At 46.6% G+C, this 22,646-nt stretch carries 19 protein-coding genes, 7 tRNA genes and 3 rRNA genes; 6 read left to right on the top strand and 23 right to left on the bottom strand.

Annotation, left to right across the window (positions count from 1 at the left end; all coding sequences use genetic code 11):
• Positions 1 to 43 precede the first annotated feature (43 nt).
• From nusG to FD961_RS00190, 12 genes are all read right to left on the bottom strand, one after another.
• Positions 44 to 616, bottom strand: coding sequence for a transcription termination/antitermination protein NusG (gene nusG / locus FD961_RS00245; RefSeq protein WP_087908791.1), 573 nt, complete (start codon positions 614 to 616; stop codon positions 44 to 46).
• A gap of 7 nt (positions 617 to 623) precedes the next feature.
• The gene (gene secE / locus FD961_RS00240) at positions 624 to 1,001 is read right to left on the bottom strand and encodes a preprotein translocase subunit SecE (protein ID WP_215393643.1); all 378 of its coding nucleotides are present in this window, start codon (positions 999 to 1,001) and stop codon (positions 624 to 626) included.
• Between the two features lie 20 nt (positions 1,002 to 1,021).
• Positions 1,022 to 1,097 (bottom strand) — tRNA-Trp (locus FD961_RS00235).
• Positions 1,098 to 1,114: 17 nt separating this feature from the next.
• Positions 1,115 to 2,305 carry an elongation factor Tu gene (gene tuf / locus FD961_RS00230; RefSeq protein ID WP_071464438.1) on the bottom strand — a complete coding sequence of 397 codons (1,191 nt, stop codon included), beginning with the start codon at positions 2,303 to 2,305 and terminating at the stop codon, positions 1,115 to 1,117.
• Between the two features lie 63 nt (positions 2,306 to 2,368).
• Positions 2,369 to 2,443, bottom strand: a tRNA-Thr gene (locus FD961_RS00225).
• 21 nt (positions 2,444 to 2,464) lie between these two features.
• Positions 2,465 to 2,538 (bottom strand) — tRNA-Gly (locus FD961_RS00220).
• Positions 2,539 to 2,543: 5 nt separating this feature from the next.
• A tRNA-Tyr gene (locus FD961_RS00215) sits at positions 2,544 to 2,628 on the bottom strand.
• Positions 2,629 to 2,733: 105 nt separating this feature from the next.
• A 5S ribosomal RNA gene (rrf, locus tag FD961_RS00210) occupies positions 2,734 to 2,847 on the bottom strand.
• Between the two features lie 105 nt (positions 2,848 to 2,952).
• A 23S ribosomal RNA gene (locus FD961_RS00205) occupies positions 2,953 to 5,826 on the bottom strand.
• 268 nt (positions 5,827 to 6,094) lie between these two features.
• Positions 6,095 to 6,170, bottom strand: a tRNA-Ala gene (locus FD961_RS00200).
• A gap of 30 nt (positions 6,171 to 6,200) precedes the next feature.
• Positions 6,201 to 6,277: transfer RNA gene (locus FD961_RS00195), tRNA-Ile, on the bottom strand.
• Between the two features lie 59 nt (positions 6,278 to 6,336).
• A 16S ribosomal RNA gene (locus FD961_RS00190) occupies positions 6,337 to 7,869 on the bottom strand.
• The 16S, 23S and 5S rRNA genes sit together here with 5 tRNA genes alongside, the layout of an rRNA operon.
• A 480-nt stretch (positions 7,870 to 8,349) precedes the next feature.
• On the opposite strand from FD961_RS00190, the gene FD961_RS00185 reads away from it, so the two are divergent.
• Positions 8,350 to 9,006, top strand: coding sequence for a GNAT family N-acetyltransferase (locus FD961_RS00185; RefSeq protein ID WP_215393642.1), 657 nt, complete (start codon positions 8,350 to 8,352; stop codon positions 9,004 to 9,006).
• Between the two features lie 26 nt (positions 9,007 to 9,032).
• On the opposite strand, the gene FD961_RS00180 is transcribed toward FD961_RS00185, so the two are convergent.
• From FD961_RS00180 to FD961_RS00170, 3 genes are read right to left on the bottom strand one after another with little or no spacing between them, the layout of a single operon-like run.
• Positions 9,033 to 9,374 carry a c-type cytochrome gene (locus tag FD961_RS00180; protein WP_251371280.1) on the bottom strand — a complete coding sequence of 114 codons (342 nt, stop codon included), beginning with the start codon at positions 9,372 to 9,374 and terminating at the stop codon, positions 9,033 to 9,035.
• A 24-nt stretch (positions 9,375 to 9,398) separates the two neighbouring features.
• Positions 9,399 to 10,049 (bottom strand): BON domain-containing protein, encoded by a 651-nt coding sequence (locus tag FD961_RS00175; RefSeq protein WP_215393641.1) that lies wholly within the window; start codon positions 10,047 to 10,049, stop codon positions 9,399 to 9,401.
• A 27-nt stretch (positions 10,050 to 10,076) separates the two neighbouring features.
• On the bottom strand, positions 10,077 to 10,679 hold the full coding sequence (locus tag FD961_RS00170) for a phosphoheptose isomerase (protein ID WP_215393640.1): 603 nt from the start codon (positions 10,677 to 10,679) through the stop codon (positions 10,077 to 10,079).
• A 106-nt stretch (positions 10,680 to 10,785) separates the two neighbouring features.
• On the opposite strand from FD961_RS00170, the gene rsmI reads away from it, so the two are divergent.
• Positions 10,786 to 11,691, top strand: a complete 906-nt coding sequence (gene rsmI / locus FD961_RS00165) for a 16S rRNA (cytidine(1402)-2'-O)-methyltransferase (RefSeq protein WP_215393639.1) — start codon at positions 10,786 to 10,788, stop codon at positions 11,689 to 11,691.
• Positions 11,692 to 11,749: 58 nt separating this feature from the next.
• Here rsmI and FD961_RS00160 read toward each other — a convergent pair whose 3' ends face one another.
• The gene (locus tag FD961_RS00160) at positions 11,750 to 11,974 is read right to left on the bottom strand and encodes a hypothetical protein (RefSeq protein ID WP_251371279.1); all 225 of its coding nucleotides are present in this window, start codon (positions 11,972 to 11,974) and stop codon (positions 11,750 to 11,752) included.
• Positions 11,975 to 12,077: 103 nt separating this feature from the next.
• Between FD961_RS00160 and FD961_RS00155 the strand changes: the two genes are divergently transcribed.
• From FD961_RS00155 to FD961_RS00145, 3 genes are all read left to right on the top strand, one after another.
• Positions 12,078 to 12,153, top strand: a tRNA-Arg gene (locus tag FD961_RS00155).
• 190 nt (positions 12,154 to 12,343) lie between these two features.
• A complete protein-coding gene (locus tag FD961_RS00150) occupies positions 12,344 to 13,378 on the top strand; it encodes a fatty acid desaturase (RefSeq protein ID WP_215394290.1) in 1,035 nt (344 codons plus the stop codon).
• A gap of 40 nt (positions 13,379 to 13,418) precedes the next feature.
• Positions 13,419 to 13,604 carry a hypothetical protein gene (locus tag FD961_RS00145; RefSeq protein ID WP_143070006.1) on the top strand — a complete coding sequence of 62 codons (186 nt, stop codon included), beginning with the start codon at positions 13,419 to 13,421 and terminating at the stop codon, positions 13,602 to 13,604.
• A gap of 35 nt (positions 13,605 to 13,639) precedes the next feature.
• Here the strand turns inward: FD961_RS00145 and FD961_RS00140 are convergent, their stop codons facing one another.
• On the bottom strand, positions 13,640 to 14,284 hold the full coding sequence (locus FD961_RS00140) for an MBL fold metallo-hydrolase (protein ID WP_371817153.1): 645 nt from the start codon (positions 14,282 to 14,284) through the stop codon (positions 13,640 to 13,642).
• A 93-nt stretch (positions 14,285 to 14,377) separates the two neighbouring features.
• Between FD961_RS00140 and gcvH the strand changes: the two genes are divergently transcribed.
• On the top strand, positions 14,378 to 14,770 hold the full coding sequence (gene gcvH, locus FD961_RS00135) for a glycine cleavage system protein GcvH (RefSeq protein ID WP_215393638.1): 393 nt from the start codon (positions 14,378 to 14,380) through the stop codon (positions 14,768 to 14,770).
• Between the two features lie 8 nt (positions 14,771 to 14,778).
• Here gcvH and priA read toward each other — a convergent pair whose 3' ends face one another.
• From priA to atpA, 6 genes are all read right to left on the bottom strand, one after another.
• The gene (gene priA / locus FD961_RS00130) at positions 14,779 to 16,908 is read right to left on the bottom strand and encodes a primosomal protein N' (RefSeq protein WP_215393637.1); all 2,130 of its coding nucleotides are present in this window, start codon (positions 16,906 to 16,908) and stop codon (positions 14,779 to 14,781) included.
• A 267-nt stretch (positions 16,909 to 17,175) separates the two neighbouring features.
• Positions 17,176 to 18,294, bottom strand: coding sequence for a uroporphyrinogen decarboxylase (hemE, locus tag FD961_RS00125; RefSeq protein WP_215394288.1), 1,119 nt, complete (start codon positions 18,292 to 18,294; stop codon positions 17,176 to 17,178).
• A 9-nt stretch (positions 18,295 to 18,303) separates the two neighbouring features.
• Positions 18,304 to 18,720, bottom strand: a complete 417-nt coding sequence (locus tag FD961_RS00120) for a F0F1 ATP synthase subunit epsilon (protein WP_215393636.1) — start codon at positions 18,718 to 18,720, stop codon at positions 18,304 to 18,306.
• A 12-nt stretch (positions 18,721 to 18,732) separates the two neighbouring features.
• Positions 18,733 to 20,133, bottom strand: a complete 1,401-nt coding sequence (atpD, locus tag FD961_RS00115; RefSeq protein ID WP_071464385.1) for a F0F1 ATP synthase subunit beta — start codon at positions 20,131 to 20,133, stop codon at positions 18,733 to 18,735.
• Between the two features lie 55 nt (positions 20,134 to 20,188).
• Positions 20,189 to 21,058, bottom strand: a complete 870-nt coding sequence (atpG, locus tag FD961_RS00110; RefSeq protein ID WP_215393635.1) for a F0F1 ATP synthase subunit gamma — start codon at positions 21,056 to 21,058, stop codon at positions 20,189 to 20,191.
• Positions 21,059 to 21,075: 17 nt separating this feature from the next.
• A complete protein-coding gene (gene atpA / locus FD961_RS00105) occupies positions 21,076 to 22,617 on the bottom strand; it encodes a F0F1 ATP synthase subunit alpha (protein ID WP_215393634.1) in 1,542 nt (513 codons plus the stop codon).
• Between the last annotated feature and the right edge of the window lie 29 nt (positions 22,618 to 22,646).

Raw genomic sequence — 22,646 nt, 5'->3', positions numbered from 1 at the left:
TATTTACTACTAACTACTGCAAAACAGGACTAAGTCCTTGTTTTTACATCTTTTCTACTTGGCCGAACTCCAGCTCAACTGGGGTACCGCGGCCAAAAATTGTAACAGAAACACGCAATCTTGACTTCTCGTAGTTCACTTCTTCGACATTTCCGTTGAAGTCTGTAAATGGCCCTTCTTTAACACGAACCATCTCACCCACCTCAAACAGGGTCTTAGGCTTCGGCTTATCTACACCAGCCTGCATTTGATCCATGATTTTGGTAACTTCTGCGGTAGAAATCGGACTTGGGCGATTACGGACACCGCCTACGAAACCAGTTACTTTTGGTGTATTTTTGACCAAATGCCAGCTTTCGTCAGTCATTTCCATCTCGATTAGGACATAACCTGGGAAGAAACGACGCTCAGTTACTGATTTAGTACCAGATTTGATCTCCACAACCTCTTCGGAAGGGACCAAAATACGGCCAAATTTCTCAGGCATACCAGAACGTGCAATACGCTCTTCGAGGCCTTTTTTAACGCTTTTTTCCATACCAGAATAGGCATGGATCACGTACCAGCGCATATTACCGGTTGCTTGTGGATTTGCAGCTACTTCAGAATCAATCATTTTTTACTCACTTCCAGCCCAAAAAGACTGAAAAAACTAGCCATTCAATCAATTTGTCTGCAATCCATAGAAACAAGGACATGATCAGAACAAAGCCAAATACGACTAGAGTCATTTGGGTAGTCTCTTTACGAGTTGGCCAAACAACCTTTTTTACTTCATACCAAGAGTCTTTTGCATAGGCAATAAAACGACGCCCATCAGGTGAAATCGCCACAATCGTCACTGCTGCTGCAATGCCGCCAAACAAAACTGCTAAACGCACCAATAAAGATTGGTCGATGAGCGTGTAGTAAAGAACTAACGCAACAACGACGATTAAAGCAGCGAGTCCTGAGACCCAGCTGCTCTTTTCTTCAGAGTGACTTGCAGTGTGTTGAGACATATAACTTTCAGTTCAAATCGTGGCAGGGGCGGAGGGCATCGAACCCCCAACCTTTGGTTTTGGAGACCAACGCTCTGCCAATTGAGCTACACCCCTTTATAAAAAACTACTACTTAAGCCAAAATCTTTGCAACCACGCCGGCGCCAACAGTACGGCCACCTTCACGGATCGCAAAACGTAAACCTTCTTCCATCGCGATAGGAGCGATGAGTTTTACGGTAATTGTGACGTTATCACCAGGCATCACCATTTCTTTGTCTTTTGGCAACTCGATTGAACCAGTAACGTCCGTTGTACGGAAGTAGAACTGTGGACGATAGTTGTTAAAGAATGGAGTATGACGACCACCTTCATCTTTACCCAAGATATAAACCTCGGCTGTAAAGTGAGTATGTGGGGTGATTGAACCTGGCTTAGCCAATACTTGGCCGCGCTCAACTTCTTCACGTTTTGTACCGCGCAATAAGATACCAACGTTATCGCCTGCTTGACCTTGGTCGAGCAATTTGCGGAACATTTCAACGCCAGTACAAGTTGTCTTGAGGGTTGGCTTAATACCGATAATTTCGATCTCTTCGCCGACTTTAACGATGCCACGCTCGATACGACCGGTTACAACAGTACCGCGACCGGAGATAGAGAACACGTCTTCTACTGGCATCAAGAACGCGCCATCAATTGCACGCTCTGGAGTTGGGATGTATGTATCGAGTGCTTCAGCCAATTTCATGATGGCTTCTTTACCCAATGGGCCTTCGTCGCCTTCAAGCGCTAACTTAGCAGAACCTTGAACGATTGGTGTGTCATCGCCTGGGAAGTCATATTTAGACAGAAGCTCACGAACTTCCATTTCAACTAACTCGAGCAATTCAGCGTCATCAACCATGTCGCACTTGTTCAAGAAAACAACGATGTAAGGAACGCCCACTTGGCGTGCCAAGAGGATGTGCTCACGAGTTTGTGGCATTGGGCCGTCAGCTGCAGAGCAAACTAAAATTGCGCCGTCCATCTGCGCAGCACCAGTAATCATGTTCTTAACGTAGTCAGCATGTCCTGGGCAATCCACGTGTGCGTAGTGACGATTTGCAGTCTCGTACTCAACGTGTGCAGTATTAATCGTAATACCACGTGCTTTTTCTTCTGGAGCAGCATCGATCTGATCGTATGCTTTTGCTTCGCCACCGAATGCTTTTGAGAGCACAGTTGCGATTGCTGCTGTCAATGTGGTTTTACCGTGGTCAACGTGACCGATGGTGCCTACGTTTACGTGCGGTTTTGTCCGCTCGAACTTTTCTTTTGCCATTTTTAATCTGCCTTTAGTTAACTCTTAAACCAAACACGAAATACACAATTAATAAATCAAACATGGTGCCCATGGGCAGGATCGAACTGCCGACCTCTCCCTTACCAAGGGAGTGCTCTACCACTGAGCCACATGGGCGAAATCTAATGCAACAAATTCTGGAGCGGGATAAGAGAATCGAACTCTTGACCGAAGATTGGAAATCTGCTGTTTTACCATTAAACTAATCCCGCACATCTGGTGGAGGGGGTAGGATTCGAACCTACGTAGGCATAGCCAACAGATTTACAGTCTGCCTCCTTTAGCCGCTCGGACACCCCTCCGCGAACCCAATATTCTGACTCCAAATGGAGTTTCTGTCAATCTCTCTAAACGCTTTGCACAAGTAAAAACGCCCAGACCTAAAAGGGTCTGGGCGTCGCATTGGTGCCCGGCAGTTACCTACTTTCACACGGGTAATCCGCACTATCATCGGCGTAAAGTCGTTTCACTGTCCTGTTCGGGATGGGAAGGAGTGGTTCCAACTTGCTATGGTCACCGGGCGTAGAGGGTCGAGTTGTTGAATTATCAACAACTCTATTTGAGTAAGCATGTAATAAGGATGCAGATTAAATCTGGCAAACATCCAACACAATAGTGCTGGTTATAGGATCAAGCCTAACGGGCAATTAGTATCGGTTAGCTTAATGCATTACTGCACTTCCACACCCGACCTATCAACGTTGTGGTCTTCAACGACCCTTTATGTAGGTTAAACCTACGGGAGATCTCATCTTCAGGCAAGTTTCCCGCTTAGATGCTTTCAGCGGTTATCTCTTCCATTCATAGCTACCCTGCGATGCTTCTGGCGAAACAACAGGTACACCAGCGGAATGTCCACTCCGGTCCTCTCGTACTAGGAGCAGCCCCCGTCAAATCTCCAACGCCCATGGCAGATAGGGACCAAACTGTCTCACGACGTTTTAAACCCAGCTCACGTACCTCTTTAAATGGCGAACAGCCATACCCTTGGGACCGGCTACAGCCCCAGGATGAGATGAGCCGACATCGAGGTGCCAAACACCGCCGTCGATATGAACTCTTGGGCGGTATCAGCCTGTTATCCCCAGAGTACCTTTTATCCGTTGAGCGATGGCCCTTCCATACAGAACCACCGGATCACTATGACCTGCTTTCGCACCTGCTCGACTTGTCGGTCTCGCAGTTAAGCACGCTTTTGCCATTGCACTTTAGGTACGATGTCCGACCGTACCAAGCGTACCTTCGTACTCCTCCGTTACACTTTGGGAGGAGACCGCCCCAGTCAAACTGCCTACCATGCACTGTTCCCGACCCGGATAACGGGCCAAGGTTAGAACCTCAAATAAATCAGGGTGGTATTTCAAGGTTGGCTCCAACAGAACTAGCATCCTGTTATCAACGCCTCCCACCTATCCTACACAGACCGATTCAAAGTCCAATGCAAAGCTACAGTAAAGGTTCATGGGGTCTTTCCGTCTAGCCACGGGTAGATTGCATCATCACAAACATTTCAACTTCGCTGAGTCTCAGGAGGAGACAGTGTGGCCATCGTTACGCCATTCGTGCAGGTCGGAACTTACCCGACAAGGAATTTCGCTACCTTAGGACCGTTATAGTTACGGCCGCCGTTTACTGGGACTTCAATCAAGAGCTTGCACCCCATCATTTAATCTTCCAGCACCGGGCAGGCGTCACACCCTATACGTCCACTTTCGTGTTTGCAGAGTGCTGTGTTTTTATTAAACAGTCGCAGCCACCTTTTTATTGCAACCCTTTCGTCCTCCCCTTGTACAGGGTCAAACTACCAGGGCGTACCTTATCCCGAAGTTACGGTACAAATTTGCCGAGTTCCTTCTCCTGAGTTCTCTCAAGCGCCTTAGAATACTCATCTCGCCCACCTGTGTCGGTTTGCGGTACGGTCTTGTTAGACTGAAGCTTAGAGGCTTTTCTTGGAACCACTTCCAATTGCTTCGCGAATAAATTCGCTCGTCTCACGCCCTTGAATTACGCTACCGGATTTACCTAATAGCCATCTCCAACGCAAGAACCGGGACTTCCAACACCCGGACAACTTTCCGCGATCCGTCCCCCCATCGCATCTAACAATGGTCAAGGAATATTAACCTTGTTCCCATCAGCTACGCATCTCTGCCTCGCCTTAGGGGCCGACTCACCCTGTTCCGATGAACGTTGAACAGGAAACCTTGGGCTTACGGCGAGGGGGCTTTTCACCCCCTTTATCGCTACTCATGTCAGCATTCGCACTTCTGATACCTCCAGCATCCTTTACAAGACACCTTCACAGGCTTACAGAACGCTCTCCTACCATCACATTGCTGTGATCCGCAGCTTCGGTTATATGCTTAGCCCCGTTACATCTTCCGCGCAGGACGACTCGATCAGTGAGCTATTACGCTTTCTTTAAAGGATGGCTGCTTCTAAGCCAACCTCCTGACTGTTTTAGCCTTCCCACTTCGTTTCCCACTTAGCATATATTAGGGACCTTAGCTGGCGGTCTGGGTTGTTTCCCTCTTGACACCGGACGTTAGCACCCGATGTCTGTCTCCCGTGCTTGCACTTGTAGGTATTCGGAGTTTGCTATGGCGCAGTAATCCGCAATGGACCCCACTACCATGACAGTGCTCTACCCCCTACAGTGATACACGAGGCACTACCTAAATAGTTTTCGGAGAGAACCAGCTATTTCCAGTTTTGTTTAGCCTTTCACCCCTATCCACAGCTCATCCCCTAACTTTTCAACGTTAGTGGGTTCGGTCCTCCAGTACGTGTTACCGCACCTTCAACCTGGCCATGGATAGATCAACTGGTTTCGGGTCTACACCCAGCAACTAGCGCCCTATTCGGACTCGCTTTCGCTACGCCTTCCCTATTCGGTTAAGCTTGCTACTGAATGTAAGTCGCTGACCCATTATACAAAAGGTACGCAGTCACCCCTTACGAGGCTCCTACTGTTTGTATGCACACAATTTCAGGATCTATTTCACTCCCCTCCCGGGGTTCTTTTCGCCTTTCCCTCACGGTACTTGTTCACTATCGGTCGATTACGAGTATTTAGCCTTGGAGGATGGTCCCCCCATATTCAGACAGGATTTCTCGTGTCCCGCCCTACTTGTCTCTAGCCTAGTACCACTCAATAATTTTCACATACGGGACTATCACCCTTTATTGTTGGACTTTCCATTCCATTCTGTTAATTACTGAGATATCACTAGAAGGCTCTTCCCATTTCGCTCGCCACTACTCTGGGAATCTCGGTTGATGTCTTTTCCTCTTGCTACTTAGATGTTTCAGTTCACAAGGTTCGCTTCTCATACCCTATGTATTCAGGTATGGATACCACAAAAGTGGTGGGTTTCCCCATTCAGAAATCCCCGGATCAAAGCTTATTTACCAGCTCCCCGGGGCTTATCGCAGGTTATAACGTCTTTCGTCGCCTGTAATCGCCAAGGCATCCATCATGTGCACTTATTCACTTGATCCTATAACGAGCACCATTGCTAGTAACCGTTATAGGTTTTACTTCTACTTCTGACATGTTTGCCGTAATCCAAACTGTAAGTACTTGTTAAAGAACTTGGTAAAACTCGTTTGTATTACTGATTGATGATTCAATCTTTACCCTTATTACATTGTCAAATGTCCTCTCAAAGAAACATTTGACACTTTGCTTACTCAAATTTTTAAAGAACAGCCATAAATGGCAAAACTAAACAATTTATTAATCGCTTAGTTTTGACATTTAGATGTTGGTGGAGGATGACGGGATCGAACCGACGACCCCCTGCTTGCAAAGCAGGTGCTCTCCCAGCTGAGCTAATCCCCCAACGTCCACTAAGTCCATATCAACGCTGATTGGTGGGTCTGGTAGGACTTGAACCTACGACCCCTGCGTTATCAACACAGTGCTCTAACCAGCTGAGCTACAGACCCGTGGCTTTTATTGTCAACCGATAAGTGTGGGCACTATAGCTCCAGCATCTTTTCTCTAGAAAGGAGGTGATCCAGCCGCACCTTCCGATACGGCTACCTTGTTACGACTTTACCCCAGTCATGAACCCTGCCGTGGCAGTCGCCCTCCTTGCGGTTAGGCTAACGGCTTCTGGCAAAACCCACTCCCATGGTATGACGGGCGGTGTGTACAAGACCCGGGAACGTATTCACCGCGACATTCTGATCCGCGATTACTAGCGATTCCAGCTTCACGTAGTCGAGTTGCAGACTACGATCCGGACTACGATGCATTTTCTGAGATTAGCTCCCCCTCGCGGGTTGGCAACCCTCTGTATGCACCATTGTATGACGTGTGAAGCCCTACCCATAAGGGCCATGAGGACTTGACGTCATCCCCACCTTCCTCCGGTTTGTCACCGGCAGTCTCTTTAGAGTGCTCTTGCGTAGCAACTAAAGACAAGGGTTGCGCTCGTTGCGGGACTTAACCCAACATCTCACGACACGAGCTGACGACAGCCATGCAGCACCTGTGTTCACTTTCTCTTACGAGCACCTAATGTATCTCTACTTCGTTAGTGACATGTCAAGGGTAGGTAAGGTTTTTCGCGTTGCATCGAATTAATCCACATCATCCACCGCTTGTGCGGGTCCCCGTCAATTCCTTTGAGTTTTAATCTTGCGACCGTACTCCCCAGGCGGCTGACTTCACGCGTTAGCTACGTTACTCAGGATGTAAATCCCGAACAACTAGTCAGCATCGTTTAGGGCGTGGACTACCAGGGTATCTAATCCTGTTTGCTCCCCACGCTTTCGTGCATGAGCGTCAGTGTTATCCCAGGGGGCTGCCTTCGCCATTGGTATTCCTCCACATATCTACGCATTTCACTGCTACACGTGGAATTCTACCCCCCTCTGACACACTCTAGCTATACAGTCACAGGCGCCATTCCCAGGTTAAGCCCGGGGATTTCACGCCTGTCTTGTATAACCGCCTGCGCACGCTTTACGCCCAGTAATTCCGATTAACGCTCGCACCCTACGTATTACCGCGGCTGCTGGCACGTAGTTAGCCGGTGCTTATTCTTCAGGTACCGTCATTCCCGGACTGTGTTAGAGCCGGTGTTTCTTCCCTGACAAAAGAGCTTTACAACCCGAAGGCCTTCTTCACTCACGCGGCATTGCTGGATCAGGGTTTCCCCCATTGTCCAAAATTCCCCACTGCTGCCTCCCGTAGGAGTCTGGGCCGTGTCTCAGTCCCAGTGTGGCTGATCGTCCTCTCAGACCAGCTACTGATCGTCGCCTTGGTGGGCTTTTACCCCACCAACAAGCTAATCAGGCATCGGCCGCTCTAATCGCGCGAGGTCTTTCGATCCCCCGCTTTCCCCCTCAGGGCGTATGCGGTATTAGCACAGCTTTCGCTGCGTTATCCCCCACGATAAGGTACGTTCCGATGTATTACTCACCCGTTCGCCACTCGCCACCAGGTGCAAGCACCCGTGCTGCCGTTCGACTTGCATGTGTAAGGCATGCCGCCAGCGTTCAATCTGAGCCAGGATCAAACTCTTCAGTTCAATTCCTGTGATCCTTGCGGATCGTCGCACTCATTCAAGAAATTGACTTGGTAATAAAACCAAATCTTTTTACTGTCTATGAGTACTATTTATTTACATCTGTCCCGAAGGACTGGATGCTTTCACTTAGTACCCACAATTATCGGTTGACTAATTTTTAAAGAGGGCTGACTTGTTTTGTATTTCAAATAACATTCAGCAGAGAGGTGAGACTATAGCGCACTTATTTTGGGTCGTCAACACCTTTCGTAGTCTATTTCCTAAAAAAAGCGAAAATATTTCTGATTTAAAAAAATTATTCAATTAAATCAAGGGGATAAAATTTGAAAATATTTTTAACTTTTTTTCAAATTTCTTGCTTTTTAGAGTCCTTTTCACAAAAAACCAGAACAGAACCTGCATTTGGGTGGTTTATTTGCATATAAGCCACATACTAGGGAAAACCCTGTAATTTTCCTTAATCCCTGCTAAAATATTGCTATGCACAATAAATTAGCGAACAGCCACTCACCCAGCAAGCCATATATAGCAAGGCTAGTAGTTCCTGTTCGAGAGCTTCATGCAGGACATCGCCTGGAGATACTGAACCATCTATTGCAGTTGGGCGAAGAAGATCGCCGCCTTCGCTTTGGCACCCAAACCCCTGATGAAGTCATTAACCACTACGTAGAACGTCTAGATTTCAATAGAGATGCCATTTTTGGCGTCTTTGATGCAGATTTAAAGCTCGTTGGCATGGCACACCTCGCCTATTTACCAACAATTAATGGTCAGGCCCGCTCTGCCGAGTTCGGAGTCTCTGTATTGCCAGAGGGAAGAGGGCAAGGGCTTGGCACTGCGCTACTTCAACGCTCTGCGGTGCACTCACGTAATAGCAACATTCAAACCCTATATGTGCATTGCCTTGCAAACAATAAAGCCATGATGCATTTGGCACAAAAAGCCGGCATGAAAGTGGAATACGCCTACGGTGATGCAGATGCTTATCTCAAATTACCGCCAGCAAATCCCGCAACCATTGTGGAAGAGGCTGCAAATGAACAGTGGGCTGATTTTGATTACGCGATAAAAGAAAATTTCAAGCTTGCTCATCAAGCCTGGTGGTGGTTCTTGGGCAAACCAGCACTAGCACGTTGATCGCTTGAGTATTTTTCTCAATACACTCAATTCGGTGCACCACGCAGTATCCAGCTAGTTAACAAAGACAAATCCGCATCACTTAACTTTGCGTTCGCGGGCATAGGCACAACCCCCCACGAGCCCGCCCCCCCTTTAGCAATTTTCTTTTTCAGAAATACTTGCGCATTCGGATCGCTCTTGTATTTTTGGGCAATTGATTGATAGCTAGGGCCGACAATTTTTTTATCAAGCGCGTGACAACCTAAGCATGCATTTTGTTTGGCGATTGCAAACGCTTTCTGATCCTCTTCATTTGCTTGTGCAGCAGGAATGAAATAAGCGAGTGCTGCAAATAAAAAAACTATTTTTACAATCGCTCGCTTCATGTAAATCACAAACTTACAGAAAGTTTATTGGAATTTTGGAGGTGAGCTTGGCTGCGTTTGATCAGCCTTGCCTTGTTTTTCTAAACGATTTTTTTCTTCTTCAGAAATGATGTCAAAGTAAACATAGACATCTTTCACACCATTAGTATTGCTGGCCACTTTCTTAGCCAGGTCAGCCTCATTCTGGGTCAGGATGCCCATTAGATAAACGCTTGAGCCCTCAGCAACAATAGACATAGAGTTCGATGGCAGCTTATCTGTAAAAATCATTTGCGCCTTAAGCTTCGACTCTAAATAAGAGTCGTTCGCGCGTGCAGTGTAAGTGCTATTAGGTCCAACAACAAGCTCATTAAATACAGTGCGAGCATTCTTCATCGCCTTCACATAGGCGCCTGCCTCACCCTTTATGTCAGCATCTTTTACTTCACCAGTCAGCAATACTTTTTGATTGAATGAAGTTACGTTGATGTGAGCGTTATCACCAAAGCGCTTTGATAAGGCCGCGTTAGCCTCAAGCTCGATCCCATTATCAATTGCTTGCACACCTGGAGTGCGTCTATCAGCCATGATGCTTGCGCCTGCTGCAACCCCACCTACTGCGAGAACTCCACAAGCAGAGAGCTGAGATGCAAGGACTAATGCAATAAAGAATTTACTGAAAGATTGAATTTGCATTTAGGTGTCTTTGCTTTTGTATAAAAGTTAATCGAGCAGTATGTGATCAACGCCATCACACAAACCATGAAGTAAAACTAGATGGGTTTCTTGAATACGTGCGGTCCGCGTGGAAGGGGCGCACAAATGAATATCGTCTTTATCTAATAGGCTTGCAATCTTCCCGCCACCATTACCAGTGAGCGCGATGATTTTGATACCTATTTTTTTAGCAGCTTCAATTGCTTTAACCACGTTCTTTGAGTTGCCTGAGGTAGAGATGCCTAAAAGGATGTCGCCTTTTTTTCCAAGACCGCGCACTTGCTTGCTGAATACTTCATCGTAGCTGTAATCATTACCAACCGCCGTCAAAATAGATGAGTCGGTTGTCAATGCAATGGCTGCTAACTCTTGGCGTTCGCGCTCGAAGCGCCCAATGAGTTCTGCTGCGAAATGTTGCGCATCTGCTGCAGAACCACCATTGCCGCATGCCATGACTTTGCCGCCAGACTTTAGACAATCAACCATTGCAAGCACTCCAAGGGCAACCGGTTCGGGCAGGATTTTTTCAGCTTCTTGCTTAACGGCAATGCTATCTAAAAAATGTTGGGATGCGCGTTTGCGCAAACGTTCGATAGTGTCTTTATCCATAGCAATATTATGCGCCAAAGAAGGTCTAAATTCCGATGCTTTCAGCTTAACTCAAAAGCAACGTATTCTCTTGCTTATTGATTAACCTTCAGCAGACAATATCCCCATGGAACTAGGCTCATTGGATTTTTTAAAGCAACAGGATTTACCAGCCGGTGCTTTATATATGGTAGCTACGCCCATTGGGAACTTGGGGGATATTACCTTGCGCGCACTACATGTTCTCAATGAAATGGACGGCATTGCATGCGAAGACACTCGGCATAGCGCTGCGCTGTTGCAACAATTCGGTATTCATAAAAAGTGTTTAGCCTTACATACGCACAATGAGCTCGGCGGAGCTCAAACAGTGATTCAGCACCTTTCTAACAAGGAGCGCTGGGCCTATATTTCTGATGCGGGTACGCCTGGCGTTTCTGATCCTGGTGCACGTCTTGTAGACGAAGTACAAAAAGCAGGCTTTCGAGTGATCCCCGTACCAGGAGCAAGCGCTATATCTTGTGCCATCTCGGCTTCTGGCTCGGTAATGCAGCATTCGGAAGGGCGCTTTCAATTTCTCGGCTTTTGGCCGCACAAAACGAAAGAGCGTGATGCTCTGTTACAAGATATAAGTAGCAGCAAAAAGACTAGTATCTTTTTTGAGTCGCCACATCACATTCGCGAAACACTTCTCTTGCTTAGTGATGCATTAGAAAAAGATCGACAGGTGTTGATTTGCCGAGAGCTCACTAAAAAGTTTGAGCAATTGGTTTCAATTCAGGCGCAAGAGATTGCATCCTGGCTAGAAAATGCTGACAGCCTTAAGGGGGAGTTCATTATTTTGATTGCAGGCCGCCAAGCCAGCGCTGACGAGGCCCCAGAGCATGCGTCTCTAATGCTATGGGCCAATATATTGAGCTCCTATTTGGGGAGCAAAGAAATAGCAGCCGTGTTATCTCAAGCCCTAGGACTTCCGAAAAAAGATGCTTACCAAATTGCCTTAGATGCGAAAGCAAATAATTCAGAGAAATAAAAAAGCTGGCATTTAGCCAGCTTTAATTGTCCGCTCTTCTACTAGAGGGGATTGAAGCTTACTTGCTCTCCTGAGCATCTTTTGGAGCGCTTGCATCTTGGAGATTCAATTGGGCTACCGGTTTGATAATTTGATCTGCGGAAGCTGATGAATCAACTCGCTTGCCATTATTCACAAACACCATCAACAACAAAATGATGATCAAGGGTACAAAAAAGCTTGCAAACACCATGGTGATGAGTTGTTTTGGGGTCTTGATTAGATTTCCGTGCTCGTTGCTCATAGGGATTTATAGTTTGACGGGTTTTAGGGTTGTTTTGCCAAGATTATAACTAGAGAGTAGGGGTTTAGGCACTTACAATAGCGGGGTATCCAGTTTTACACTGGCGCCCGTAGCTCAGTGGATAGAGTATTGGCCTCCGAAGCCAAGGGTCGCAGGTTCGATTCCTGCCGGGCGCGCCAAAACTGAAGGGGTTTTTGACCTACATCATGCGAGAAATCGTGAAAACCGCTATCATTTGCGTCTAACTTATTGATTCTTATCGTGTCTACACATCTAAATACCGCCCTTACAGAGCCTTCCCTGACCAATCCTTTGCCCCCTGAGGCGCCATTGCCTCACCGCAAAATTATTCGGAGCTGGTTAATCCCAATGGCACAAGGTGAAACTGGGCGTGCAATCATGCTTTTGCTCATTGATTCATTGCTGTGGCTTGGCTGTATTGCGGGCACAGTTTTAGTTGAAAGCATTCTCCTGAAAATTATTTTTGGGGTAGTTGCTGGTTTTGTCACTGGCCGTATTTTTATTTTGGGTCATGATGCTTGTCACCAGAGCTTCACACCAAATCGTGAGTTGAATAAAGTATTAGGACGCATCGCTTTCTTACCTTCGCTGACCCCATACAGTCTCTGGGATGTTGGTCACAACGTAGTGCACCACGGCCAAACCAACCTGAAAGGTTTCGATTTCGTTTGGGCTCCATTATCAAAATCGGAGTATGACGCGCTACCCCCATGGCGTAAGGCTCTAGAGCACCTTTACCGCAGCGGTTTGGGTCCTGTTTTTTACTACTTAATTGAAATCTGGTGGAGGCGCGAGTACTTTCCAAATGCAAAGAACAAGCCGGGTGATCGCCCAATCTTTCTAAAAGATAATTTACTTGTAACCGCCTTTGCTATCGTTTGGATTGCTTGCTTAATCGGCGGCGCTATTGCTACCGGCCAATCTGTTTGGGTTGGCTTACTAACTGGTTTTGCGGTGCCATTCTTGTTCTGGAACGGCATGATTGGATTTGTGGTCTATGTTCACCACACCCATCCATCGGTATCTTGGTATGACAAAAAGTCAGAGTGGCTGCGCGCCCAACCTTTTGTATCAACCACCGTACACCTAACATTTAACTGGATCTGGGGCTCTTTAATGCACCATATCATGGAGCATACAGCTCATCACGTTGATATGAGCGTACCACTGTATCGCCTCCCAGAGGCTCAGCAAACGCTGGAAACCATTCTCCCAGAGCGTATTTTTATTCAAAAATTCTCTTGGGGCTGGTATTTCGATACTGCTCGTAAATGCAAGCTCTATGACTTTGAAAATAAGGCTTGGCTGGACTTTGACGGCAATAAAACGGCCGATTCAGTCCGGGTTGTCTTAACCCCAATCCCAGCAGGACAAAACGGGTAAAATAGATCTCTGTATAAAGATTTGCCTTACCCGGATTGCCATGACTACATCGACTCCAGCTGCCACCCAAGATTCTTCTCAGAGCCTTAAATTTTGCTCTTCTTGCAGTCGCGAAAAACGACTCGAGGGCGGCACATGGATTCCGACAAGCAATCGCAAGCAACGCTGGATTTGCGCTAGCTGCTTATATAACCGTACTCATCGTACCGGTTCAGCAAAAACCTAATTTGTAGTTTTGTTTCTTAAGCGGCATAAGGCCGCTTATGCATCTTCTCCCACATAGGGATTGGTTCTCCGTTCTTTCCCAAATGTAGACATTGGACCGTGACCGGGCACAAACTGCACGTCGTCGCCGAGAGGCCATAACTTTGTTTTAATTGCGTTTATTAAATCGGCATGATTGCCGCGCGGGAAATCCGTTCTCCCAATCGATCCAGCAAATAAAACATCCCCCACGATTGCCAAGCGATCTTCTTTATCAAAAAAGATAACGTGGCCAGGTGTATGTCCTGGACAATGAAACACTTCAAGATCAACATTACCCACCTCTACATGATCACCATCGTTTAACCAACGATTAGGTTCAAATACTTTGGCATGACCAAAGCCAAAACGTACTGTTTGTTCGGGCAATTGATCAATCCAAAAACGCTCCTCTTCTTGAGGGCCCTCAATAGGGACGCCCAACTGATCAGCCAAGTCTTTGGCGGCAGCACAATGATCCAAATGCCCATGGGTTAACAAAATCTTTTTTACATTGCCACCCATCTGTTTTACGCCATCCAAAATTTTTTCAATATCGCCCCCGGGGTCAACTACCGCGGCATCTCCAGTTTCTTGGCAGACCAGAATAGAGCAGTTTTGCTCAAACGGAGTAACGGGAACAACCCCTAATTTAATTGGCATATATAAATTTAATAAAACACGGCGGGTAAACGAATCATTTGTTGAAAGCTAGTTTGTGAGACTGGGCATAAAATATTCCTAAAGGATAAAACAATGAATAGCCAAGAAACATTTAAATTTGCAGAAACCCATGAGTGGGCCGATCTAGAAGAGGATGGTCTGGTATGGGTTGGTATTAGCAATCATGCTCAAGAAGCACTCGGTGATGTCATGTTCTTTCAAGCGCCCAAGCTTGGTCAACAGGTTAAACAAGGTGAAACAATTGCAGTCATTGAGTCAGTAAAGGCTGCGAGTGATATTCATGCTCCTGTGAGCGGCGAGATAGTGGCACTGAATGAAGAAGTGGATGCCGCCCCTGAATCGCTGAATGAAAAGCCATATGCAGTTTGGTTATTCAAAATCAAACCGCTTTCTGATAACAGTCTTGCATCTGAACTTGAGCAACTCATGAGCCTAGAAAAATACAGCTCTACTTCTGGCGCTTAATTCATCCTTTAGATTGAAATTGGGTCTCGCTCAATCAACCAACGAATTTTCTCGTCCTTGCTAATGCGTCCCTGCGAGCTGTCTCGTAAAGCTCGATCAATTAGCTCTAAAACATCTTGTAATTGGCGACGGTCCTCTGACTCCACCACCAATTGGGCGCGCTCAACACCAGCGACCCGCACCATACTCTTTGGCACAGGATCATAGACTCTGAGCCCTTGCTTAATATGGCCCTGAGCCTTTAGGCGCCCCTTAAGCGCACCTAAAAAGCGAATGGCCTTATCCAAGCTTCTGGCTTCGGCATGAACCAAGGCCTGATATGAATAGGGGGGTAACTTAGCCTCATCACGCTCATTGGCGATATAGGACAAAAATCCATCGACATCATGTCTCAGCAAGAACTGAAAGACCGCGGCCTCGGGAAACTGAGTTTCGATATAAATATCGCCGCTGAGCTCACCATCTTTGCTAGCTCTACCAGCGCGACCCGCTACCTGAACAAGTTGTGCAAACAATCTTTCTGCGGCACGGAAGTCTTGCGAGAATAGGCGACTATCCACATCCAAGACAGCGACTAATCCAATGTTTTGGTAATCATGTCCCTTTGCAATCATTTGAGTGCCAACGACAATATCAACATTACCTTCATGAATTGATTGAAAAAGCTCTTCAGCGCCTTTACTTTTCCTGCTAGAGTCCGTATCCACGCGCAAGACACGTGCGCCCGGCCAAGCCTCCTCAATCGCATCCTCAAGCTTTTGCGTACCTTGTCCTAAAGTTTTAAGATCAGCATTGCCGCAGTCTGGACAGTGACTCGGGATAGGCTTGACTAGTCCACAGTGATGGCAGCTCAACAGGGGTTTTCGTCCAAGGGCTCCTGCCTTGTGCATCACCATATAAGAGCTGCATTGCTCACATTTAGATAGCCATGAGCAGGCACTGCAGCTCAGCACAGGGGCATAGCCTCTGCGATTAATTAAAACCAGGCTTTGCTTGTTACTTTGCAAGTTTTTATTAATCGCCCTTACCAACGGCTTACTCAGTGCGATTTTTGCTAAAGGCTTATCAATATCACCCGGACTAAATTGATTTTGCGGGTCACGGGTATTGATTAAATGCACTACTGGAAGGCCGGCGCCCTGTGCACGCTGATCCAAGCGTAAATATTGATAACGACCAGACTTGGCCGACATCCAGGTTTCTAAAGAGGGTGTAGCGGAAGATAGCAAGATTGGAATCTTCAAGTCATGCGCACGCCATACTGCAAGGTCCCTAGCAGAGTAGCGAATTCCATCTTGCTGCTTATAGGATGGATCATGCTCCTCATCGATAACAATAGCGCGTAGGTTGGGCAGGGGCGTTAATGCAGCTAATCTTGTACCCAAGACAATTTGTGCTTTTCCGGTAACGGCTTCATACCAAGCTACTCCCCGTTTTTTTTCACTAACGCCACTATGAAGCACAACCATTTTTTTATCGGGGAAATATGCGCGCACTCTACGCTCTAATTGTGGCGTTAAATTAATTTCAGGCACCAAGATAAGCGCTTGAGACTTTTCATCTGCAAGGATCGCACTTAGCCAATTTAAAAATACTGCTGTCTTGCCACTACCAGTTTGACCCTGCAAAAGGGTGGCCTTGAATTCTCCTGCATTGACGCAAGCACGCAATTTTTGCAATGCCTGATCTTGTACTTCATTTAACTGGGATTCGCTAATGAAGCCTTCGCTAAGTTCAGCCCCAGTTTGCTTCTTTGTTTTCCTATCTGCTGCAGCTAACTTCACAGGCATTTTTTCCCACTCTTTGGACTTTTTCCACATCTGTGGAATTGTGGGGATGATGGTTTCTCCAAGTCCATGGATGTAATACTGGCTAGCAAAATTCATGAGCCTTAGCGCTGCCGAATCCATTGGAGGGAGTGGTGCCACCTGAGTGACAGACCTTAACTTCTCAAACTCAAAATTAGAGTGAGTGCTCACTTTAATTACCAGGCCTACCAAAGTAGAGCGCCCGAAGGGGACCTCAACAATATGGCCAATCTCTGGATCAATACCAAGGATATTTTTATCCCACAAGTAATCAAAGCCCTGGGATAAAGGCTTATCAACAACTACTTGAACCACAATGGGTGGGGACATGTTTTACTTCGTTTTTTCTAATCTACTTGTGGATAAGTCTGTGGATATCATCCAAGAACTTTGATTTATAGGTTAATTTACCAGCAAACTGTTTAGGCGCTCTTTTTCAGCCTAATGACCAAAAATCTTTATAAATCAATAATTTACAGAGATGTCCGAAAGTTAAAGTTTATCTTTATTCGGGATCTTCATGAATTTTGAATTGTGACCAAAACTGTGCATAACTTTTATTCTAAAAAATCTTCGTAAGTTAGCAGTTACTCAGTTTTATTGCTTTGATCTAAGAGCCTTGGAGTGTTGGATCACTGTTTCTGCCAATGCCGTCACACTTTCTGGCGGGGTAAATTGAGAAATCCCATGACCTAGATTAAAGACATGACCATCGAGAGGGTGAAGTCCTGGTTTTAAAGCTGGGGCAGTCGCTAAGTCATCTAACAACATGCTTGCTTGCTTTGCGATTTGCGCTGGCTCTGAGAACAAAATAAGTGGGTCCAGGTTGCCTTGCAATGCTAATGGCTTATTTAAAGAAAGCAGTTGTTTGCGCGCTCTACTTAATGACATAGTCCAATCAATTGCAATTACATCTGCACCAACCTGCGCCATATCATTCAACCAAATAGCACCGCCTTTGGTGAACATGATGACAGGAATTTTTCTACCTTGATATTCGCGCGGCAATAAAGAAATCACTTTTTGCATTGAGGCTAAAGACATTCTTTGATACCAGCCGTCTGGGAGCATTCCACCCCAGGTATCGAAAATCATCAATGCTTGTGCACCTGCTTTTACTTGTTCAGTTAAATAATCTGCAACTGACTGCGCATTAATATCAAGTATGTGCTGAAGTAGATCGGGGCGACTAAACATCATTGTTTTAGCATGGCGAAAATCATCTGAGCTAGAGCCATCAATCATGTAACAAGCCAATGTCCAGGGGCTTCCAGAAAAACCAATCAGGGGCACGCGTTGCTTGCCGTCTTGAATCAGTGCTTTACGAATTTCAGAAACCGCATCGAATACGTATTTCAGCTCATTCATATCGGCCGCGCGCAATTTCTTTACTGCGGCTTCATCACGCAGTGGATGATCAAAGCTTGGACCTTCGCCTGTCGTAAATTTCAAGCCCAATCCCATTGCATCGGGGATGGTCAAAATATCAGAAAACAAAATCGCTGCATCCAATGGATAGCGATCTAGAGGCTGTAGTGTTACCTCAGTAGCATAAGCAGGATTTTTTGCGAGCCCAAGAAAGCTTCCAGCTCTAGCGCGTGTAGCGTTGTACTCAGGGAGGTATCGGCCAGCTTGACGCATGAGCCAAAGCGGTGTCTGATCAACCGCTTCGCCCAGGCAGGCCCTCAAAAACCGATCATTTAACAGCAAGGAGATGACCGGCGATTACTTTTTACGACGAAAACGAGCAATTGCGGCTAACTGCGCAGCTGCCATTGCAAATTCTGACTGGGCCAAGGCCATATCAAAGTCAGTGCCACGATTTTGCATTGCTTCTTCAGCACGTTTCTTAGCTTCAATTGCTTTCGCTTCATCAAGATCATGACCGCGAATAGCGGTGTCCGCCAATACGGTAACGTGATCAGGCTGAACTTCTAAATAGCCACCCGCCACGAATACAAACTCTTCATCACCATCAGCTTTTTCAATACGAACTGAACCTGGACGAATACGTGTAATCAAAGGAGTATGGCCGCGCAAAATGCCGAGCTCACCACTTTCGCCAGGGAGCGCAACAAACTTAGCTTCCCCGCTGAAAATAGACTGCTCAGCACTTACTACATCGACGCGAATGGTTGACATAATTTCCCTAGATTAAAGCTTCTTGGCCTTCTCGATGGCCTCATCAATTGAACCCACCATGTAGAACGCTTGCTCAGGCAAGTGATCCAATTCACCGCTGCAGATCATTTTGAAACCACGGATAGTTTCTTTCAAAGGAACGTATTTGCCTGGTGAACCAGTAAATACTTCAGCAACGTGGAAAGGCTGGGACAAGAAACGTTGAATCTTACGAGCACGTGATACAGACAGCTTATCTTCTGGTGACAATTCGTCCATACCTAAAATTGCAATAATGTCGCGCAACTCTTTGTAGCGCTGCAATGTCATCTGTACTTCGCGAGCTACTTCATAGTGCTCTTGACCAACCACTTGTGGATCAAGCTGACGGCTGGTTGAATCTAATGGATCAACTGCTGGGTAGATACCCAATGCAGCGATATCACGTGACAACACAACTGTGGAGTCTAAGTGCAAGAAGGTGGTAGCTGGTGATGGATCGGTCAAGTCATCTGCAGGAACGTAAACGGCCTGAATAGAAGTAACAGAACCAGTCTTGGTGGAGGTAATACGCTCTTGCAATTTACCCATCTCTTCAGCCAATGTAGGCTGGTAACCCACAGCGGAAGGCATACGACCGAGCAACGCAGAAACTTCAGTACCTGCCAATGTATAACGGTAGATGTTGTCAACGAAGAACAAGATATCACGGCCTTCGTCACGGAAAGCTTCAGCCATAGTCAAACCAGTCAACGCAACGCGCAAACGGTTGCCAGGAGGCTCATTCATCTGACCAAACACCATCGCTACTTTGTCGATAACGTTAGATTCTTTCATCTCGTGATAGAAGTCATTACCTTCACGAGTACGCTCACCAACACCGGCAAACACTGATAAACCTGAGTGTTGCTTAGCAATGTTGTTAATCAATTCCATCATGTTCACGGTCTTACCAACACCCGCACCACCGAAGAGACCAACCTTACCGCCTTTAGCAAATGGGCAAACTAAGTCAATAACCTTAATACCAGTTTCTAACAAGTCAACAGAAGGTGAAAGCTCGTCAAACTTAGGTGCCGGCTGGTGAATAGCACGACGCTCTTCAGTAGCAATTGGACCAGCGTCATCAATTGGGCGACCTAATACGTCCATAATGCGGCCTAGTGTTGCTGGGCCGACAGGCACAGAAATTGGACCACCAGTAGATTTCACTTCCATGCCGCGGCGTAAGCCATCGCTTGCACCCATGGCAATCGCGCGAACTACGCCGTCACCAATTTGTTGCTGAACTTCAAAGGTCAAACCTTTTTCAGCAAATGATTTTTCGCCGCTTTCAACTAATGTCAATGCATCATAAATGTTTGGCATTTTGTCGCGTGGGAACTGAATGTCCACCACTGGACCGATACACTGCACGATATTTCCGTTACTCATCGCATTTCTCCGCTTTTAATTCCTGAATTCTTTCGTATTCCTAAACGCCGACCGCTTAAACCGCAGCCGCTCCGCCAACAATTTCTGACAACTCTTTAGTAATAGCAGCCTGTCGTGTCTTGTTGTATTCCAATTGCAATTCGCCGATTACGTTCTTCGCATTATCTGAAGCGGCCTTCATGGAGACCATCCGCGCAGACTGCTCGGAAGCCATGTTTTCAGCAACCGCCTGATAAATCATTGCTTCAACGTAACGCTTAAGCAGGCCATTCAAAATGGACTCCGCGTCAGGTTCGTAGATGTAATCCCAAGAATGGTCTGTTTTCTCTTGTGGAGTCAAAGCCTCTGGCTCCAAAGGCAAGAGTTTTTCTAAAACAGGCTCTTGTTTCATTGCATTTACAAAGCGGGTGAATGCCAAATACACGGCATCAATCTCGCCACGCTCAAACGCCTCTAATTGAGCAACAATTGCGCCAATCAAAATATCCATATGTGGTGTGTCACCAATTTGGATTGCTTGAGAAATCAATTTTGCTTTTGAGCGATTCAAAAACTGCAGGCCTTTTGAACCAATTGCGGTGTACGCAATCTCTACGTTTTTTTCCTGCAAATCGCGCACTTGGTTAGCAATCAAACGCAAGACGTTGGTATTTAAACCGCCGCACAGGCCTTTGTCAGTTGTAACCAAAATCGTGCCAACTTTCTTCACTTCGCGAGTAGCCATGTAAGCAGGGCGGAACTCAGGATTTGCTTTAGAAAGGTTGGCAACGATCTCACGAATTTTTTCAGCGTATGGACGCGCATTACGCATGCGCTCTTGGGCGCGACGCATCTTGGATGCAGCGACCATCTCCATTGCCTTCGTGATCTTGCGCGTGTTTTGCACGCTCTTGATCTTAGACCGTATTTCTTTTGTGCTTGCCATGATTTATGCGAGCCCTCTTAGAAAGAGGCAGAACGCTTGTAATCCTCAATGGCGGCGCGCAAAGCAGCTTCGTCATCTTTGCTCAAATCTTTAGTCTCTTCAATACGCGCAACTAAGTCAGCATATTTAGATTTCAAATGATCTTGCAAGCCTTTTTCGAATGCCAATACGTTCTTCACTTCGAGGTCATCGAAGTAGCCGTTGTTAACAGCATAAAGTGAAGCAGCCATTTCCCAAACTTGGAGGGGCTTGTATTGAGCTTGCTTACACAATTCAGTAACGCGACGACCGCGCTCTAACTGCTTGCGGGTTGCTTCGTCAAGATCAGATGCGAACTGAGCAAACGCTGCTAATTCACGATATTGCGCTAAGTCGGTACGAATACCGCCAGACAATTTCTTAACTACTTTAGTTTGTGCGGCACCACCAACGCGGGAAACAGAAATACCGGCGTTAATCGCAGGACGTACGCCGGCGTTAAACAAGTCAGTTTCCAAGAAGATCTGGCCGTCAGTAATCGAAATTACGTTGGTTGGAACGAATGCAGAAACGTCGCCAGCTTGAGTTTCAATGATCGGCAATGCAGTCAATGAACCAGTCTTCCCTTTAACTGCACCGTTGGTGAACTTCTCAACGTACTCCGCACTTACGCGTGCTGCGCGCTCGAGTAAGCGTGAGTGGAGATAGAACACGTCGCCAGGATAAGCTTCGCGGCCTGGTGGGCGGCGGAGCAACAAGGAGATTTGACGATAAGCAACCGCTTGCTTAGTTAAGTCATCGTAAACAATCAATGCGTCTTCGCCGCGATCGCGGAAGTATTCACCCATGGTGCAGCCTGCGTATGCAGAGAGGTACTGCATCGCCGCAGACTCAGAAGCACTCGCTGCAACAACTACGGTGTACTCCATTGCGCCCAATTCTGTGAGCTTGCGAACAACGTTAGCAATAGTAGAAGCTTTTTGACCGATCGCAACGTAAACGCAATAAACGCCTTTACCTTTTTGGTTAATGATCGCGTCAACCGCAACAGCTGTCTTACCAGTTTGACGGTCGCCAATGATCAGCTCACGCTGACCACGACCAATTGGAACCATCGCATCAATCGCCTTCAAACCAGTCTGTACTGGCTGACTAACGGATTGACGTGCGATAACGCCTGGAGCAACTTTTTCAATGAAGTCAGTCAACTTAGTATTGATTGGGCCTTTGCCATCGATTGGTTGGCCAAGTGCGTTTACAACGCGACCGAGCAACTCTGGACCAACTGGAACTTCCAAAATGCGGCCAGTACATTTCACTGGGTCACCTTCTTTAATGTGGGTGTATTCACCCAACACTACGGCACCAACAGAATCACGCTCAAGGTTTAATGCAAGGCCGATAGTGTTGTTAGGAAACTCCAACATTTCGCCCTGCATAACGCCTGACAAGCCATGGACGCGGCAAATACCGTCGGTCACTGAAATTACAGTGCCTTCGTTGCGAACTTGGGAGTCAACGCCCAATTCGCTAATTCGGCTTTTGATCAGCTCGCTGATCTCGGAAGGGTTGAGTTGCATTACTTACTCCTGGGTCTTATTTCGTATGT

Origin of the sequence: Polynucleobacter sp. TSB-Sco08W16 (assembly GCF_018687455.1) — a bacterium.
Taxonomy (GTDB): domain Bacteria; phylum Pseudomonadota; class Gammaproteobacteria; order Burkholderiales; family Burkholderiaceae; genus Polynucleobacter.
This window is presented reverse-complemented; position numbering and strand designations above follow the sequence as displayed.

Excerpts from the sequence above, each read along its gene's own strand:
- nusG (WP_087908791.1), bottom strand. The coding sequence starts at position 616 with ATGATTGATTCTGAAGTAGCTGCAAATCCACAAGCAACCGGTAATATG.
- secE (WP_215393643.1), bottom strand. The coding sequence starts at position 1,001 with ATGTCTCAACACACTGCAAGTCACTCTGAAGAAAAGAGCAGCTGGGTC.
- tuf (WP_071464438.1), bottom strand. The coding sequence starts at position 2,305 with ATGGCAAAAGAAAAGTTCGAGCGGACAAAACCGCACGTAAACGTAGGC.
- FD961_RS00185 (WP_215393642.1), top strand. The coding sequence starts at position 8,350 with ATGCACAATAAATTAGCGAACAGCCACTCACCCAGCAAGCCATATATA.
- FD961_RS00180 (WP_251371280.1), bottom strand. The coding sequence starts at position 9,374 with ATGAAGCGAGCGATTGTAAAAATAGTTTTTTTATTTGCAGCACTCGCT.
- FD961_RS00175 (WP_215393641.1), bottom strand. The coding sequence starts at position 10,049 with ATGCAAATTCAATCTTTCAGTAAATTCTTTATTGCATTAGTCCTTGCA.
- FD961_RS00170 (WP_215393640.1), bottom strand. The coding sequence starts at position 10,679 with ATGGATAAAGACACTATCGAACGTTTGCGCAAACGCGCATCCCAACAT.
- rsmI (WP_215393639.1), top strand. The coding sequence starts at position 10,786 with ATGGAACTAGGCTCATTGGATTTTTTAAAGCAACAGGATTTACCAGCC.
- FD961_RS00160 (WP_251371279.1), bottom strand. The coding sequence starts at position 11,974 with ATGAGCAACGAGCACGGAAATCTAATCAAGACCCCAAAACAACTCATC.
- FD961_RS00150 (WP_215394290.1), top strand. The coding sequence starts at position 12,344 with ATGGCACAAGGTGAAACTGGGCGTGCAATCATGCTTTTGCTCATTGAT.
- FD961_RS00145 (WP_143070006.1), top strand. The coding sequence starts at position 13,419 with ATGACTACATCGACTCCAGCTGCCACCCAAGATTCTTCTCAGAGCCTT.
- FD961_RS00140 (WP_371817153.1), bottom strand. The coding sequence starts at position 14,284 with ATGCCAATTAAATTAGGGGTTGTTCCCGTTACTCCGTTTGAGCAAAAC.
- gcvH (WP_215393638.1), top strand. The coding sequence starts at position 14,378 with ATGAATAGCCAAGAAACATTTAAATTTGCAGAAACCCATGAGTGGGCC.
- priA (WP_215393637.1), bottom strand. The coding sequence starts at position 16,908 with ATGTCCCCACCCATTGTGGTTCAAGTAGTTGTTGATAAGCCTTTATCC.
- FD961_RS00120 (WP_215393636.1), bottom strand. The coding sequence starts at position 18,720 with ATGTCAACCATTCGCGTCGATGTAGTAAGTGCTGAGCAGTCTATTTTC.
- atpD (WP_071464385.1), bottom strand. The coding sequence starts at position 20,133 with ATGAGTAACGGAAATATCGTGCAGTGTATCGGTCCAGTGGTGGACATT.
- atpG (WP_215393635.1), bottom strand. The coding sequence starts at position 21,058 with ATGGCAAGCACAAAAGAAATACGGTCTAAGATCAAGAGCGTGCAAAAC.
- atpA (WP_215393634.1), bottom strand. The coding sequence starts at position 22,617 with ATGCAACTCAACCCTTCCGAGATCAGCGAGCTGATCAAAAGCCGAATT.